11 protein-coding genes and 2 pseudogenes are annotated in these 15,760 nt (G+C 72.1%); 8 read left to right on the forward strand and 5 right to left on the reverse strand.

Annotated elements, in window-relative coordinates; translation table 11 throughout:
• Nucleotides 1–26: 26 nt before the first annotated feature.
• The 3 genes from ACFU9P_RS22790 to ACFU9P_RS22800 all read left to right on the forward strand — a co-directional run bounded on the left by ACFU9P_RS22790 (nucleotide 27) and on the right by ACFU9P_RS22800 (nucleotide 4,405).
• On the forward strand, nucleotides 27–893 hold the full coding sequence (locus ACFU9P_RS22790) for an MOSC domain-containing protein (RefSeq protein WP_384083712.1): 867 nt from the start codon (nucleotides 27–29) through the stop codon (nucleotides 891–893).
• Nucleotides 894–1,104: 211 nt separating this feature from the next.
• Complete coding sequence (locus ACFU9P_RS22795) at nucleotides 1,105–1,713, forward strand: hypothetical protein (RefSeq protein WP_384083715.1); 609 nt, start codon at nucleotides 1,105–1,107, stop codon at nucleotides 1,711–1,713.
• A 280-nt stretch (nucleotides 1,714–1,993) separates the two neighbouring features.
• Nucleotides 1,994–4,405 (forward strand): right-handed parallel beta-helix repeat-containing protein, encoded by a 2,412-nt coding sequence (locus ACFU9P_RS22800; RefSeq protein ID WP_384083717.1) that lies wholly within the window; start codon nucleotides 1,994–1,996, stop codon nucleotides 4,403–4,405.
• A gap of 32 nt (nucleotides 4,406–4,437) precedes the next feature.
• Here ACFU9P_RS22800 and ACFU9P_RS22805 read toward each other — a convergent pair whose 3' ends face one another.
• Entirely contained in the window at nucleotides 4,438–6,891 is a 2,454-nt protein-coding gene (locus ACFU9P_RS22805; protein WP_384083720.1) for a hypothetical protein, read from the reverse strand.
• A gap of 391 nt (nucleotides 6,892–7,282) precedes the next feature.
• Here ACFU9P_RS22805 and ACFU9P_RS22810 point away from each other — a divergent pair, with 391 nt between their 5' ends.
• Together ACFU9P_RS22810 and ACFU9P_RS22815 are read left to right on the forward strand one after the other, a co-directional pair.
• Nucleotides 7,283–8,131 (forward strand): DeoR/GlpR family DNA-binding transcription regulator, encoded by an 849-nt coding sequence (locus ACFU9P_RS22810; RefSeq protein WP_384083723.1) that lies wholly within the window; start codon nucleotides 7,283–7,285, stop codon nucleotides 8,129–8,131.
• Between the two features lie 159 nt (nucleotides 8,132–8,290).
• A complete protein-coding gene (locus tag ACFU9P_RS22815; protein ID WP_384083726.1) occupies nucleotides 8,291–8,758 on the forward strand; it encodes an SRPBCC family protein in 468 nt (155 codons plus the stop codon).
• Nucleotides 8,759–8,813: 55 nt separating this feature from the next.
• On the opposite strand, the gene ACFU9P_RS22820 is transcribed toward ACFU9P_RS22815, so the two are convergent.
• Complete coding sequence (locus ACFU9P_RS22820) at nucleotides 8,814–9,977, reverse strand: PLP-dependent cysteine synthase family protein (protein ID WP_384083729.1); 1,164 nt, start codon at nucleotides 9,975–9,977, stop codon at nucleotides 8,814–8,816.
• A gap of 154 nt (nucleotides 9,978–10,131) precedes the next feature.
• Here ACFU9P_RS22820 and ACFU9P_RS22825 point away from each other — a divergent pair, with 154 nt between their 5' ends.
• Together ACFU9P_RS22825 and ACFU9P_RS22830 are read left to right on the forward strand one after the other, a co-directional pair.
• Complete coding sequence (locus tag ACFU9P_RS22825; RefSeq protein ID WP_217310105.1) at nucleotides 10,132–10,449, forward strand: hypothetical protein; 318 nt, start codon at nucleotides 10,132–10,134, stop codon at nucleotides 10,447–10,449.
• A 259-nt stretch (nucleotides 10,450–10,708) separates the two neighbouring features.
• Nucleotides 10,709–11,233 (forward strand): ATP-binding protein, encoded by a 525-nt coding sequence (locus ACFU9P_RS22830; RefSeq protein WP_376372622.1) that lies wholly within the window; start codon nucleotides 10,709–10,711, stop codon nucleotides 11,231–11,233.
• A 159-nt stretch (nucleotides 11,234–11,392) separates the two neighbouring features.
• On the opposite strand, the gene ACFU9P_RS22835 is transcribed toward ACFU9P_RS22830, so the two are convergent.
• The 3 genes and pseudogenes from ACFU9P_RS22835 to ACFU9P_RS22845 form a co-directional block, all read right to left on the reverse strand.
• Complete coding sequence (locus tag ACFU9P_RS22835) at nucleotides 11,393–13,963, reverse strand: ABC transporter permease (RefSeq protein ID WP_384083734.1); 2,571 nt, start codon at nucleotides 13,961–13,963, stop codon at nucleotides 11,393–11,395.
• 272 nt (nucleotides 13,964–14,235) lie between these two features.
• Nucleotides 14,236–14,973, reverse strand: a pseudogene (locus tag ACFU9P_RS22840) (ABC transporter ATP-binding protein); the annotation flags it as partial.
• Nucleotides 14,970–15,281, reverse strand: coding sequence for an SHOCT domain-containing protein (locus tag ACFU9P_RS22845; RefSeq protein WP_384083737.1), 312 nt, complete (start codon nucleotides 15,279–15,281; stop codon nucleotides 14,970–14,972). The pseudogene ACFU9P_RS22840 and the gene ACFU9P_RS22845, both read right to left, overlap by 4 nt.
• A gap of 252 nt (nucleotides 15,282–15,533) precedes the next feature.
• Between ACFU9P_RS22845 and ACFU9P_RS22850 the strand changes: the two are divergent.
• Nucleotides 15,534–15,677: pseudogene (locus tag ACFU9P_RS22850) on the forward strand (TetR/AcrR family transcriptional regulator); the annotation flags it as partial.
• Nucleotides 15,678–15,760 lie beyond the last annotated feature (83 nt).

Consider the following 15,760-nt stretch of genomic DNA (forward strand, 5'->3'; position numbering starts at 1 on the left):
CCGGAGGGCGCTGACAGGATGGCTTCATGCCGAAGCCGCCCCACCAGCCCGTCCACCCCGTTCTGCACGCCCTGCGGATCCATCCGGTCAAGTCGATGGCCGGCTGTACGCCCGGGCGCGCGCTCATCGAGCCCTGGGGGCTCGCCGGGGACCGCCGCTGGACACTGATCGACGGCACGGGAAAGGTGGTCACGCAGCGCCAGCAGCCGCGGCTGGCACTCGCCCGCGCGGAACCGGGGCCGGAGCCGGACGGCGGGGTCCGGCTGTACGCGCCCGGACTTGAGCCGCTGACGGTCGGGGTGCCGGAGCCGCAGCGGGGCGGCACGGTTGCGGTGGACATTTTCGGGACACGGGTCGAGGCGGTGCCCGCGGGGCACGACGCGCACGCGTGGGCGAGCAGTTACCTCGGGGTGGAGGTCAGGCTCGTCCATCTCGACGCGCCCGCCTCGCGCCGGCCCGTCGATCCGCTGTTCGCGAGGCCCGGGGAGACGGTCAGCTTCGCGGACGGGTTTCCGCTGCTGGTGACGACGCTCGGTTCGCTCGACGCCCTCAACTCCCTGATCGCGCGCGGCGATCACGAGAAGGAGGGCCCGCTGCCGATGGACCGGTTCCGGCCGAATCTCGTGGTCGCGGGGACGGAGGCCTGGGCCGAGGACGGGTGGCGGCGCGTCGCCGTGGGGGAGGTCGTCTTCCGGGTGGCGAAGCCGTGCGGGCGGTGTGTGATCACGACGACGGACCAGCGCACCGCCGAGCGCGGCAAGGAGCCGCTGCACACCCTTGGGCGCCACCGCCGGATCGACGGCCGGTTGATCTTCGGGCAGAACCTCGTGCCCGAGTCCACCGGCACTGTCCTGGTGGGAGATCCGTTCACGGTCCTCGACCGGGACGACTGAGAGACGGCCGAGACACGGCCGGGACGGCTGAGAACCGCCCCTGTCCGGAGGCCTCCCGCCCGGCACACCCCCCGCGTCCGGGCCCGCACGCTCGGTGCATGAGCCACTCGGTGCAGGGGACAATGAGGTGAGCTTGCTCTCTCTTCGCGCTCTTCGCGCGTAAACCGTGCTCCGCAAGGCTAAAACGGACACGGAAGGGGGTGTGAGAACTGTGCGCACCGTAACCGGACTCTGGCGTTGGCGGCGCAACCCCCTGCGCAGGGGCACCGATCTGATCGAGGCGTGGGTCGCGCTGGCGGCGGTGACGCTGCTCGCCCTGGCGGTCCCGGCGGTCGGCTGGTTCGGCGGGCGGGCGGTCGACGCGTCCATGCGGCAGACGATCGGACGCCAGCACGAACAGCGGCACCGTACGACCGCCGTGGTGGTGCACAGCTCCACGGACCGCCATGTCCGCGCGTTCGACGCCGAGTCGGCCAGGGAGCACGATCTCGGCCGCCGGGTGATCGCCAACTGGCGGGCGGCGGACGGCAGTTCGCACACCGGGACGGTCTCGTCGCCGCTGCGCGAGCCCCGCCCAGGCGACACCTTCCCGATCTGGGCCGACCACCGCGGCAGACCGGTCAAGAGCCCGATGAGCACGGACGCCGCGCGCCTCCACGCGGTACTGGCCGGATTCGGTATCGCCGCGCTGACCGCCGGGCTGGTGGAGTGCGCCAGACGGCTGGTCGTATGGCACTTGGTACGGCGGCGGTACGAGCGGCTCGACGAGGCCTGGGCCGAGGCGGGCCCGGACTGGGGCCGCACCGGCGCGGGCAGTTAGGTCCTGGCTTCCGGATCTTGCCGGGTTCGCGTGCCCCGGCAGCCCGGCAGTCCGTACGACCGGCGAGGCCATCGCCCCACGCGCCCCACCGGACGCTCCCACCCCCGTGAGCATGGCGAAGTACCGCCCACGAGCTGCCGGGACCCGGCGCTCGCGTCAACTCGGCGCTGTCATGCGCGCTACGGTGGTGCCGCACGGTCCCGCCCCAGGTCCTCTGCGGGGCCGGGGCCCCGGACGGCACAACACGCGCACACGCACGAGGTGGGGGCACAACAGCGCCATGGCACAGGGCACGGTCCAGGTGACGCACACCGGAACTTCGCGTTGGCGTCGCCGCACGGGCGAGTACACCTCCCTCGCCGCCGCCCTGGAGGCGGCGGGCGACGGCGACATCCTCACCGTCGCCCCCGGCACGTACCGGGAGAATCTCATCGTGGCGCGCGCCGTCACGCTGCGCGGTCCCGAGGGCTCGCTCGGCTCCGTCCGTATCGCGCCCGCCGACGGTGTGCCGCTGACCGTCCGCGCCTCCGCCACCATCCAGGACCTCCATGTCGAGGGCCAGGACGCCACATCGCCCGCGCTGCTCGTCGAGGACGGCGCGCCCGAGCTGATCGAGCTGCGCGTCGTGACCCGCTCGGCGGCGGGCATCGAGGTACGGGGCGCGGCCCGGCCCACCGTCCGGCGCTGCACCGTCGACAACCCGGCCGGTGTCGGCATCGGCGTACTCGACGGCGCGGGCGGGGTGTTCGAGGAGTGCGAGATCGTCGCGGCCGGACAGGCCGGCATCTCGGTACGCGGCGGCGCGCACCCCCGGCTGGAGCGCTGCCGGATCCACCACGCCTCCGGCGCGGGCCTGTCCGTCACCGGTGAGGGCAGCGGCATGGAGGCGATCGGCTGCGAGGTGTACGAGATCAAGGGCACGGGTGTGCAGATCGCGTCCCGCGCCGCCGCCCATCTCACCGACTCGTCCGTGCACCGCACCTCCGCCGACGGCATAACCCTCGACACCGACGCCGTCCTCACCCTCTCCGACTGCGACATCCATGACATCCCGGAGAACGCGGTCGATCTGCGTTCCCGTTCGGTGCTGACCCTGACCCGCTCCACGGTGCGGCGCTTCGGCCGCAACGGGCTCTCCGTCTGGGACCCGGGCACCCGCGTCGACGCCAACCAGTGCGAGATCCACGACAGCACGGGCGACTATCCGGCCGTGTGGGTCAGCGACGGCGCGACCGTCGTCCTCGACTCCTGCCGGGTGCACGACGTGCCCGACGCGCTCTTTGTCCTCGACCGCGGCTCGCGCGCCGATGTCGTCGACAGCGACATCTCCCAGGTGCGGAACACCGCCGTGTCGGTGAGCGACGGCGCGACCGCGCAGCTCGACGACTGCCGGATCAGGGAGGCCTCCACCGGCGCCTGGTTCCGCGACCACGGCAGCGGCGGCACCCTCAACTCCTGCACCATAGACGCCGTTCAGACCGGGGTCATCGTCACCAAGGGCGCCGATCCGACCATCGAGCGCTGTACGGTCACCTCGCCGGCCGAGGCGGGCTTCTACGTCTCCGCCGAGGGTCGCGGCACCTTCCACAACTGCCGGGTCACGGGCAGCGGCGGCTATGGCTTCCATGTGATGGACGGCTGCCGTACGACGCTGACGCGGTGCCGTACGGAACGGTGTGCGCGCGGCGGGTACGAGTTCGCGGAGGACGGCCCGACCGCCGAGGACTGCACGAGCGACGAGAGCGGTGTCCTGACACCGTCCTCCGAGCCGCCCACCGTACTGACCGCGACCCAGACCACCGGGCTGCTGGGGGCGGTCCCCGCGCAGCCCGCCGCCGCGACCGCGAAGCCGGCGGACACCGTCCCGGCCTCGGCGCCCGCGCGCTCCTCGGAGGACGTCCTCGGCGAACTCGACGCCCTGGTCGGTCTGGAGAGCGTCAAGCGGGAGGTCCGGGCGCTCACGGACATGATCGAGGTCGGCAGGCGCCGCATGGAGGCGGGCCTCAAGGCCGCTTCGGTCCGCCGCCATCTCGTCTTCACGGGCTCCCCCGGCACCGGCAAGACCACGGTGGCCCGGCTGTACGGCGAGATCCTGCACTCCCTCGGGGTGCTGGAGCGCGGCCATCTCGTCGAGGTCTCCCGTGTCGATCTGGTCGGCGAGCACATCGGCTCCACCGCGATCCGTACGCAGGAGGCCTTCGACCGGGCGCGCGGCGGGGTGCTCTTCATCGACGAGGCATACGCCCTCTCCCCCGAGGACTCGGGACGGGACTTCGGCAAGGAAGCCATCGACACCCTGGTGAAGCTGATGGAGGACCACCGGGACGCCGTCGTGGTGATCGTCGCCGGGTACACCGCGGAGATGGAGCGCTTCCTGACGGTCAACCCCGGTGTGGCGTCCCGTTTCTCACGGACCATCACCTTCAGTGACTACGATCCGGCGGAGCTGCTGCGGATCGTGCGGCAGCAGTCCGAGGAGCAGGAGTACCAGCTCGCGGAGGGTACGGCCGAGGCCCTGGTGAAGTACTTCACGGAGCTGCCCAAGGGCCCCGCCTTCGGCAACGGCCGTACCGCGCGCCAGACGTTCGAGTCGATGGTGGAGCGGCACGCGGGCCGGGTCGCCCAGTTGCCGGAGGCCAGTACGGACGATCTGACCCTGCTCTACGCGGACGACCTGCCCGAACTGCCCTGAGCCCTGGGCCCTGGGCCATAAGAAGATCGGCGTCACTGGGCCGGCCGCTCGGTGGGCTCCTCGGTGGTCCGCTGGTGGGGCACCGCCGGCGGGGGCAGCCGGTCGAGCAGCGCGGCCCGTTCCGCCGCGAAGGCCGGGTCCGCCTGGTAGTCGGAGTGGCCGAGGACCGGCTCGGGCAGCGGGCGCAGTGCCGTACGGGCAAAGGCGAGCGGGTCCTTGAACGGCTCGCAGTCCACCTCGGGCCGGCCGTCATGGGCGGGGACCCGGACCGGCCCGCCGATCGGGTCGGTGACCCGCCACAGATTGCGCCAGCAGTGCACCTCCCTGCTCAGCTCGCCCAGCGGCCCCGCGCCGAAGTACGCCGGGAACCAGCGCCCGTACAGCCGCTCCAGCGGTGACCCGTACGTCAGCAGCGCCACCCGGTGCCGTACGGCGGCGGGCAACTGCCAGACGGCCGCCGCGGCCAGCACACTGCCCTGCGAGTGGCCCGAGAGGACGAGCCGGCCGCCGGTCGTCCCGGTCCAGGCGGCGATCCGCCAGGTCAGGTCGGGGACGGCGCGCTCGGCGTAGCAGGGCGGCGCGAAGGGATGGGCGGCGCGCGGCCAGAAGGTGCCGACGTCCCAGAGGATGCCGATGGTGCGCCGGGCCGAGGCGTCGCGGTAGGCGCGTCGGCCCCAGGTGACGAACAGGATGAAGCCGAAGCCGATCAGCCACGAGCCCACCGACTGCGCGATGTCGGCCGTGGACTCCAGGAAGGAGTCGGTGCCCTTGGCAGCCTGGCCGGGCACCTCGCCGCTGAGCCAGGAGCCGACGAGCGCGGCGGAGCCGAGGAGCAGGGCCGCACCGGAGATCAGGCCGACCAGCCAGGGCGCGGCGTCGGTGAGCGCGGCCGCGGCGCGGGCGCCCGCCACCTGGCGGGTACGAGCGGTGTCCGTGCCGGTCTTGACGCGCTCGGTTCCGTGCTCGCCCGCCGTGCCGTAAGCGCCGTACTCCGCCTGGACGTCGGGCATCAGCCTGCGGGTGGCCCGTACGGTACGGACACCGAGGACGGCGGCCGGGATCAGCAGCAGCGCGAGCAGAACGGGGATGACCGATGCCTGCCAGCTCAGCAGCACCGGCGGGCCCGCGATCGCGCCCTCGCCCATGCCCGGGGTGGCGTCCCCGTCGAGCCGGTCGGCGACCCACTGGGCGACTCCCCCTGTCATCACTCCGCCCAGCGCGCAGGCGAGCATCGCGACGGCGGGTCCACCGAGGCCGCGCATCGCGGTCCTGCGATGGGCCACGGGGCGGTGCAGGACATAAGCGGTGACGGCGAGCGCGACGACAAGGGCGACCTGTGCGAGGGCGATCACCCGGAAGGCGATGTCGCCGGGGAGCGTACCGGCGGAGACCCAGCCGGGCCGGGACCAGGCCGCATAGACCACAGCCAGGACGAGCAGGGCGAGGGCGGTGACGGGCAGGACGCTGATCAGCATCCGGTCGAGGGTGGTGTCGCGCCTGCGCTCGCTGCGGCCCCTGCTGCACACCACCCAGAGCACAACGGCCGCGCAGACGACCAGCGTTGCCTGGAGCAGCCGGCCGAGCAGGGCCCCCGGACCGCTGTCGACGGCGGTGTCGTGGTCGGTGACGGCCTCCGTGAGCACGGCGGCGACGGTGAGGAAACCGGCGGCGGTGTGCGCGGCGCGGAGCCGGGCGACGAGCCTGCGGCCGTACCAGAACCCGGGTCGGCCGAGCGCGGGCCGTGTCCGCGCCGGACCTTGGCTCGCGGAGGGCCGCTGGTCGTCGGCGGGCCGGCCGGTCGTGTGGGGCTGCTCGGGCTGTTCGTTGTGGGTGCCGAATCCGGCCGACTGCCCATTGGTGGGCGGGCGCTGCGACTCGTACGCGCTCCAGGTCCGGTTGGACAGGTACCAGAGCAGCACCACCAGCGCCGTGGGCACCAGCGCGGCGAGGGCGAGCCGGCGGCCCGGCTGCGCCCACCAGCCGTGCCCCTCCGGCGACAGGAAGCCGAGCCAGGACCGCTCCGCGACACAGCTCGCGGAACCGGCGCACTGCCATGCCGTCAGATCCAGCGCGACCTCGCAGGCCGTGGCGGTCAGCAGCACGGTGAGGGTGAGCGCGACCAGCCGTATGAGGAGTCCGTACAGCCGCTGGGCCCAGCCCAGGCCCTTGGTGGCCGGCCGCATCCAGTGCGCCAGATTGACCACCATGAACGGGAGCAGCAGGAGCCACAGGGCGCGCGAGCCGTTGCCGGAGGTGAGATTGGACCAGCAGTACGCCTCGGGGACGGGCCCGTCGGCGTACCGCCCGGGGTGCCGCTCAGCGTCGGCGTCGTCCGTTCGCCGGTAGACGGCGGCCGTCTTGTCGCCGGTGATCCTGACCGTACGCGGATCGTCGAGCATCTCCTGCGGGGTGGCGCCGCCGACGCCGTGAATGAGCAGTTCGAGGGCGGCTGCGCCGCTGCGCGGATCCTGGGTTTCTGAGGGCACTTCGCTGACTCGCTCTCGGAGTGACAGGAGTGACGGGAACAAATAAGGAGAAATGGCGAGAAATAGGGAGGAGCAGGACTAATGGGATGTACGGGAGTGGCAGGCCGAGCCGGGCACGGGGCGGGCGCGGGCCGGGGAGCACCGGAATCCCGGTTCCCGGCCGTGCGCCGCGGGGCCCACACGGAGCTTCCCCGGCGCCCGGCTCCCCAACCCCCGGCGCCGGTGTCCGAACCGCGTGGGAGGATGAGGGACCCGCGCTGATCGGACATCCCCGGCCATCGGGGACGAGACCGTACGACCACGGCTGATGCCGTGCGGGCCGGGACGGCCGCGCGGACGGCGACAGCGATGCGCTGGTGATGGCGATGACACGGAAGGACAGGGACCGGCGGTGACCGACAGTCAGAATCTCCTCGCGGAGCAGCGCCGTGCCCTGATCCTGGACGAGGTGCGCCGGCGCGGCGGGGTGCGGGTCAACGAGCTGACGCGCAGGCTCAATGTCTCGGACATGACGGTCCGCCGCGATCTGGACGCGCTGGCCCGCCAGGGCGTCCTGGAGAAGGTGCACGGCGGCGCGGTGCCGGTGGTCGAGGCGAGTACGCACGAGCCGGGGTTCGAGGCGAAGTCGGGACTGGAGCTGGCTGCCAAGGAGGAGATCGCACGGGCCGCGGCGTCGATGGTGGTGCCCGGCAGCGCCATCGCGCTGTCCGGCGGGACGACGACGTACGCCATGGCACACCATCTCGTGGACGTACCGGACCTGACGGTCGTCACCAATTCGACACGGGTCGCCGATGTGTTCCACGCGGCGCAGCGGGCCGGTGCGGCGGGCGGCGGGCGTTCCGGCGCGGCGATGGTGGTGCTGACGGGCGGGGTGCGCACTCCGTCGGACTCGCTGGTGGGCCCGGTGGCCGATCAGGCGATCCGTTCGCTCCACTTCGATGTGCTGTTCCTCGGGGTGCACGGCATCTCGGCGGAGGCCGGGCTGTCCACACCGAACCTGGGCGAGGCGGAGACCAACCGGCGGTTCATCCGGTCGGCGCGCCGGGTGGTGGTCATCGCCGACCACACCAAGTGGGGCACGGTGGGCCTGAGTTCCTTCGCGACACTGGACCAGGTGGACACGCTGGTGACGGACGCGGGGCTGTCGGCCCAGGCGCGCGAGGAGATGGCCGAGCTGCTGCCGGATCTGGTGGTGGCGGGCGAGCCGGAGGACCTCCTGCGCGCGGGAGACACCTGACGCCGGACACCGGGCGGGCAGCCGCTGCGCCGGGCGGCTGGTGTCCGGCCACGCTGTGAGCCGTTTGCCGCACACCGGGCCGGGGCGCCCGCCGCGTACCGCGCACTAGACTGTACGGTCCGTCAGACCCCTTCGACTCCGTTCAGGGATGTGCTGTCCATGGCCCGCCAACTCCGTCCCGTGGAACTGGACTTCGCCGACACCGCGCCGGTGCGCCTGGTGTTCACGGGCACGATGGCCGCCCCGCCGGACGCGGTGTACCGGGCGCTCGCCGTCGAGACGGAGTCCTGGCCCGAGTGGTTCAGCGGGCTGACAGCGGCCATGCCCACCCCGGAGGGCCGTACGGTCCGGCTCACGGGCGGTACGCGCTTCCGGGAGACGGTGCTGGCCGCGCAGCCGGATGTGCTCTACGCCTACCGTACCGACGAGACCAACGCACCTGGCGCACACGCCCTGTTGGAGGCATGGCGGCTGGCGCCCACCGGTGACGGGACCAGGGTGCGATGGACGGTCGCCACGGACGGGACCGCTCTGTACCGGGCCGTGCTGCGGGGCTCCCGGCCGGCCATGGGCCGTACGTTCCACAGCTCGGTACGCGCGCTGGACCGCCGCCTCACCAAGGCATGACGCCAAGACTTGACGCCAAGGCCTGACACCGACGGCCGTCGGCATCACGGCGGCGTCAGGCGTTGTCCGGCCAGACGCCGTCCGTCAGGAACTGGTCCAGCGTCACCGTGTACGGGCCGATGTCCAGGCCCTGTTGGGCGAGCCAGGCATCCGAGTAGTACTTGTCGAGATACCGGTCGCCCGGATCGCACAGCAGCGTGACCACACTGCCCTGCCGCCCCTCCGCGACCATCTCGCCCACGATCTTGAGCGCGCTCCACAGCCCGGTGCCCGTCGAGCCGCCCGCCTTCCGCCCGATGGCCCGCTCCAGCGCCCGTACGGCCGCGACGCTCGCCGCGTCCGGCACCTTCATCATCCGGTCGATGGCACCCGGTACGAAGCTCGGTTCCATCCGTGGCCGCCCGATGCCCTCGATCCGGGAGCCGCGCTCGCTGCACGCCGCCGGGTCGTGCCGGGTCCAGCCGTCGAAGAAACAGGAGTTCTCCGGGTCGGGAACACAGACCCGGGTGTCGTACTGCATGTAGTGCACATAGCGCGCGATGGTCGCCGAGGTGCCGCCCGTCCCGGCCGTGGCGACGATCCAGGCGGGCTCGGGATAGCGCTCCAGCCGGAGCTGCTGGTAGATCGATTCGGCGATGTTGTTGTTGCCGCGCCAGTCGGTGGCGCGCTCGGCGTAGGTGAACTGGTCCATGTAGTGGCCGCCGGTTCTGGCGGCCAGCTCGGCGGACTCCTCGTACAGTTTCCGCGAGTCGTCGACGAAGTGGCAGCGCCCGCCGTGGAATTCGATCAGCCTGCACTTCTCGGCGCTGGTCGTACGGGGCATGACCGCGATGAACGGCACCCCGATCAGTTTCGCGAAGTACGCCTCGGAGACCGCCGTCGAACCGCTGGACGCCTCGATCACCGGTTTGCCGGGGCGGATCCAGCCGTTGCACAGGCCGTAGAGGAAGAGCGAGCGGGCGAGCCGGTGCTTGAGACTGCCGGTCGGATGGGTCGACTCGTCCTTGAGATAGAGGTCGATACCCCACCGCTCGGGCAGCGGGAAGCGGAGCAGGTGGGTGTCCGCGGAGCGGTTGGCGTCGGCCTGGACCTTCCGTACGGCTTCCTTGAGCCAGGCCCGGTAGCCGGGGTCGCTGCGGTCGGCGTCGACGGTCGCCCGCGTACCGTCCCGCGCACTGTCTCGCCCGCTGTCTCGCTGCGTACTGTCTCGCTGCGTCATGCCTCCCGACGGTACCGGCACCACCTGGGCAAACATCGCCTTTGGGGTGCCATAGCACTGCCTTGGACACCCCTGCGCAAGGCGGTCTGGTGTCCAGGCGCATACTTGGGCAGACTGCCTGTGAGGGGAATGGGCACGGAGGGGGCTGAACGCCATGGCTGAGCCGGAGTTCGACGCGCGCGGGGTACGGATCGAGCGGTGGCCCCGCTCCCTCACCAAGGCCGGTCAGGTCCTCATCCAGGACGGCAGACTGGCGCTGCTGACCAGCTACGGCCGGGTGATCGACAGCGCGCCCCTGCGGGCCGTACGGGCGGCGAGGCCCTGGTTCGCGGGCCGTGGCAGCACGGTCGCCACCGTGAACGGGATCCGCTACCGGCTGACCATGGGGCAGCGCGGGCAGAGACCGGACGCGACAGCGCTGGCGGGGCGGTTCCTGGAGGCCGTCAGCCGGGCCGGCCGTACAAAGACCTGAGCTGCCCTCGTACGAAGATCTGAGCTGCCCCGATCAATGCTTGATCACTCCCCGAACCGGCCCTGATCCGCCCCTGATCCGCTGCGAGTTGCGAAGCCGGACCCCCTGCTTCACTCTGGTCTCACATCACTCAGGGTGAACCGGCGGTAACGCTGAGATCCAGCCCTCCGTCGAGCGGGAACAGCAGCCTCTGGGCGAGCCAGTTGCCGCGTCCCAGTCCTTCGTCGTCTTCCTCACCTCCATTCGGGGAGTCGCAGCCGTGATCAGCCAGCCCAGCAGGCACTGCACGGTGGAGCTCCAGGCCCTGCCGTCGCGGATCGGCCAGGTCCGCAGAATCATCTCCGCGCAATTGCGCTTCTGGCATCTCGATCCCTTGATCGACCAAGCGGCACTCGGCGTCACCGAGCTGCTGACCAACGTCCACCGGCACGCGCAGCCCGACAAGCTGTGCACCGTCGATATCGAGCTGCTGCTCGAACGCCTCACGGTCTCGGTCAGTGACCACGACCCCCGGATACCGACGGTCAACCGTGCCAGTCCCTTCGATACCAGCGGCCGTGGTCTCGCACTGATCGCGGCCGTGAGCGAGAGCTGGGGCGTACGCCCCCGGGGCGAGACGGGCAAGAGCATCTGGTTCACGCTCCCCGCCCCGCCCGCCGCCCTCGCTCTGTCCCAGCGTCCGGTGTACGGCGCGACGACCGACGGCCCCTTCCCGGGCGCCGAGTTCGGAGCGCCGGACGGTACGTACCGGCCGGCAACGGCCCGGTCGTTCGTGGTGGCCTGACCGGTTTGACCGGCCCGGCCACCGTGCTTTGGCCCGTAACCCGTAGCCCTCGTAACCCGTAGCCCGTAACCACCCGCTCCCGACCAGCCGCTCCTGCTACTCCACGGCTACTCCACTCCTGCTACTCCACCTATCCACCTACTCGACCCGCATCTGCTCCTACTCCACGGCGACGGCGCGCAGTACGTCCAGGCGCGCGGCCCTGCGCGCGGGCCGCCAGCCCGCGATCGCACCGGCCACCACGCCGACGACCGCGACGACTGTCAGTTGTACCGGCGGTACGGCGAAGGCGAAGGGCGTGTCCCCGGTGCCCTCGGAGGCCTTGACCATGACCCAGCCGAGAAGCCCGCCCAGCGCCAGTCCCCCGGCCGTACCGAACGCGGCGACCAGCACCGATTCCCAGCGGACCATGGCCCGGAGCTGGGACCGGGTCTGGCCGACGGCCCGCAGCAGACCGAGTTCCCTGGTCCGCTCGTGGATCGCGAGGGTGAGCGTATTGGCGATCCCGAGCAGGGCGATCACCACGGCGAGGGCGAGCAGCGCGTAGACGAGGGTCAGCATCATGTCGATGGCCCCCGCCGCGGTACGCGCGTACTCGTCCCGGGTCTGCACCTCGGGGTTCCCGTACGCCCGTGCCGTCTTCTCGACCGCCGCCTCGCCGGTGGCGGCCGGGACACCGTCCCGGAACGTGACGGAGACCAGGGAGTCGGAGTCCCGCGCGCGGTGCGGCGCCCAGGCGGCCCGGGTGATCACATAGTCGCCCGCCAGCTCCGACTGTCCGTAGAGGGCACGGACCGTGAAGGTTTGCTTTTTACCGTCGGTGAAGGCGAGTTCGGTGGTACCGCCGAGCTTGAGACCCCGCTCGCCGGCCTCGGTGTCCGAGACCGCGATCCCGTCCGTACCGAGACCGGTCAGAGAGCCCTGTACGGAGCCCAGGTCGAAGCCCTTGGCGAGCGCGGCCGGGTCGGTGACGGTCAGCGCGCGGCCCTGCCCGTCGACCTCGGCCACGCCCTTGCCCAGGCCCACGGCGGTGTCCACCTCGGGCAGCTTCGCGAGGGCGGGGGCGAGCCGGGGGCTCAGTCCGCTGCCTCCGCCGCCGAAGGCCGGTGCGCTCACCGCGAGATCCCCGGCGAAGGAACGGTCCACTGTCCGGTCCATGGTGGCCTTCAGCGAGGCCCCGAAGACCGTGAACAGCGAGACGACCGCGACCCCGATCATCAGCGCGGTGGCGGTCGCCGCGGTGCGCTTGGGGCTGCGCAGCGCGTTACGCCTGGCCAGCCCGCCCGAGACACCACGGAACCGGTCCAGGGGCGCGCCCAGGATCCGTACGGCGTACGAGGAGGCGACCGGGCCGAGCACCACGAAGGAGACCAGGGCCAGCACCGCGCCCGCTCCGGCGAGCGGCAGCGAGGGCGTGGCGAACACCCCGGTCAGGATCGCGGCCGCGCCCGCCGCGCCCAGGGCCGTACCGGCGAGCGCGCGGGCCCTGGAGCCACCCGAATGGTCCACCGCGGTCTCGCGCAGCGCGGCCAGCGGGGCGGTGCGCCCTGCCCGTACGGCGGGCAGCAGCGCGGACCCCAGACAGACGACCACACCGACGGCGAGCGGCAGCAGCAGGGAGAGCGCGCCGATCACCAGGGGGCCTTCGGGGAAGGGGAATCCGACAGCGGGGAACAGCGCCTGGAGGCCCGCCGCGATCCCGATGCCGCCGAGCAGTCCGGCGGCGGAGGCGGCCAGTGCCACGACCGTCGCCTCGGCGAGGGTCGAGCCGACGACCTGGGCGCGGGAGGCGCCGAGCGCGCGCAGCAGGGCGTTCTCGCGGGTGCGCTGGGCGACGACGATGGCGAAAGTGTTGTGGATGGAGAAGGTCGCGACAAGCAGCACGATCCCGGAGAACACCAGCAGCAGGGTGGTGAAGAGGCCGAGGAACTGACCGGAGATCATGTCCTGGTTCTCGTCGGCAGACTCCTGCCCCGTGATGGCTTCGACGCCGTCCGGCAGTACGGGGGTGAGCGCGGCCACGAGGTCCCGCTGGCTGATGCCGGGGCCCGCGCGTACCTGGATGCTCGCGGCCTCACCGGGCTTCGGGGTGAGGTACTTCTCGGCGTCGGCCCGGGTCATACCGGTGTAGGTGACCTGGGCCATGCCGTCCTCGCCGGCGAAGGTCGCCAGGCCGACGACAGTCACGTCGACCGGGTCGGGGGTGCGCAGGACGGTACGGTCGCCGATCCGCAGACCGCCGGTCTCGGCGGCGCCGCGATTGACGACGACCTCGCCGCTGCGGGCCGGCAGACGGCCTTCGGCGAGCCGGTACGGGTTGAGCCGCGGGTCCTCGATCCAGTTGCCGGCGAGGGTGGGCGGGCCCTGGCCGCCGATGGGCCTGCCGTCCTTGCCGACGAGCTGCCCGGCGCCCTCGATCTTCGGTTCGGCGGCGGCGACTTCGGGGATCCGCTCGATCCGGCCGATCAGCGCGGTGTCGACGGGCTGCCGGGTGCCCTGGGCGTCACCGGGGACCGTGACCACGCGGGAGCTGCGGACAACGGCGTCGGTACCGCCCGCGGCCTCCCCGAACATGGTGTCGAAGCTGCCGCGCAGCGTGTCCCCCATGACGAGCGTGCCGGTCAGAAAACCGACGCCGAGCAGAACGGCGGTGAAGGTACCGGCGAAGCGCCGCTTGTGGGCGCGAAGGGCGTTGCGGCTGATACGGAGTGAGGCGCGGAGGGCGGTCATGTGACTGCCTCCGTGTCGGCGGCGGCGGTGTGGCCCGGGGCCGTGTGGGCGGGATCCGTGTCGGAGGCGGCTGTGTGGGCGGGATCCGTGTGGGCCGGAGCTATGTGGGCCGGACCCATGTGTCCGGGGGCCATGTGCGCCGGGTACGTGTGGGCAGCGCCCACGGGTGCGGGCTCCGTGTGGGCCGGGCCCATGTGGGCGGAGACCATGTGCGCCGGGCCCATGTCCCCGCGGCCCATGTCCGCCGCACCCATGTCCGACGCGCCCCGCGCGTCAAACGCCTTCATCCGGTCCAGGACGCGTTCGGCGGTCGGGCTCTGCATGCGGTCCACGAGCCGGCCGTCGGCGAGGAAGATCACCTCGTCGGCGTGGGCCGCGGCGACCGGGTCGTGGGTGACCATGACGACCGTACGGCCCGTCCTGCGTACCGTACGGCCCAGCAGCCGCAGCACCTCCTCCCCCGCGCGCGAGTCGAGATTGCCGGTCGGCTCGTCGGCGAAGACGACATCGGGTCCGCCTGCGAACGCCCGGGCCACGGCGACGCGTTGCTGCTGGCCGCCGGACAGTTCGCTGGGCCGGTGGTGCAGCCGGTCGCGCAGTCCGACGGTGTCGATCAGATCGTCCAGCCGCTCACGGTCGTGCGGTGTGCCCGCCAGATCCATCGGGAGTGTGATGTTCTCCGCGACAGTCAGGGTCGGTACGAGATTGAAGGCCTGGAAGACGAAGCCCACGCGCTCGCGGCGCAGCAGGGTGAGCGCGCGGTCGTCGAGGGTGCTCAGATCCGTACCGCCGACAAAAGCCGAGCCCGAGGTGAGGGTGTCGAGTCCCGCCGCGCAGTGCATCAGCGTGGATTTCCCCGAGCCCGAGGGGCCCATGATCGCGGTGAACCGGCCGGCCGGGAAGTCGACGCTCACCCCGTCCAGGGCCCGCACTTCCGTATCGCCCTTGCCGTAGATCTTCACGGCGTCCACGACCCGGGCTGCGGCCCGGACGGCAGTAGTGACGCTCATACGGCGCCGCCCTTGCCCGTACGGCCGAACTGCTCGTCCAGCACGGAGAGCCGGCGCCAGTACTCGTCCTCGTCGATCTCCCCCGCCGCGAACCTGCGGCCGAGCAGCGCGATGGGCGACCGGTCGTCGTGCGCGGAATCGACGGGCTGCCAGGGCGCGCGGAATCCGCCGCCCGTGCCAAAGCCCCTGCCGCCCCGCCACACCGTACGGCGCAGCAGGGCGAGACCGCCGATGACGACGGTCGCCCAGAACAGGGGGAACAGCAGAATCCACGGGCCGGGCCCGCCGTCGAAGGCCAGAGTGTTCATGTCGGTACAGCTCCTCCGGGAAGCGTGTCGGTGTCTTTCGGTCTGTCGTGCCGCACTTCCTTGTCGCTTCCGAGCCTCGCGCCGAAGGGGGCCCGAGTCGTCGTACGGCCAGCGGCCGTGCGCGTACGACGCCGGGAGTAGCGGCGGGCCATGTCGCTGCTCCCTGCCGCGCCGACGCCGGCCGCGATACGCCGTACCGCCGAGGAGTTGCGGGCGACGGCCGAGGCGACGCTCGGCGGAGGCGGTTCGGACGAGATCACGTCAACGGTCCTGGCGACCGTGCAGGGCGGCTATGTCCTGGCCCGCGCGGCCGGTTCGCCGGCCGCGTTCGACGCGGGAGTACGAGGACTGCTGGCCCTGCTCGCCCCCAACTCGCCGGACTCCTTGGTGCGTTGAGGCCGCCTCGTACCCGTGCGCCCTCCAGGGCCTTCGGGCGGCCCGTCGTCCAGCACTGGACAGGTCTGCTGTACGCGGAGGGC

Origin of the sequence: Streptomyces sp. NPDC057617, from assembly GCF_042800555.1 — a bacterium.
GTDB lineage: Bacteria > Actinomycetota > Actinomycetes > Streptomycetales > Streptomycetaceae > Streptomyces.

What these genes read in the sequence shown, in the direction of transcription:
- ACFU9P_RS22790 (WP_384083712.1), top strand. Translation starts at nt 27, where the DNA reads ATGCCGAAGCCGCCCCACCAGCCCGTCCACCCCGTTCTGCACGCCCTG.
- ACFU9P_RS22800 (WP_384083717.1), top strand. Translation starts at nt 1,994, where the DNA reads ATGGCACAGGGCACGGTCCAGGTGACGCACACCGGAACTTCGCGTTGG.
- ACFU9P_RS22815 (WP_384083726.1), top strand. Translation starts at nt 8,291, where the DNA reads ATGGCCCGCCAACTCCGTCCCGTGGAACTGGACTTCGCCGACACCGCG.
- ACFU9P_RS22820 (WP_384083729.1), bottom strand. Translation starts at nt 9,977, where the DNA reads ATGACGCAGCGAGACAGTACGCAGCGAGACAGCGGGCGAGACAGTGCG.
- ACFU9P_RS22825 (WP_217310105.1), top strand. Translation starts at nt 10,132, where the DNA reads ATGGCTGAGCCGGAGTTCGACGCGCGCGGGGTACGGATCGAGCGGTGG.
- ACFU9P_RS22835 (WP_384083734.1), bottom strand. Translation starts at nt 13,963, where the DNA reads ATGACCGCCCTCCGCGCCTCACTCCGTATCAGCCGCAACGCCCTTCGC.
- ACFU9P_RS22845 (WP_384083737.1), bottom strand. Translation starts at nt 15,281, where the DNA reads ATGAACACTCTGGCCTTCGACGGCGGGCCCGGCCCGTGGATTCTGCTG.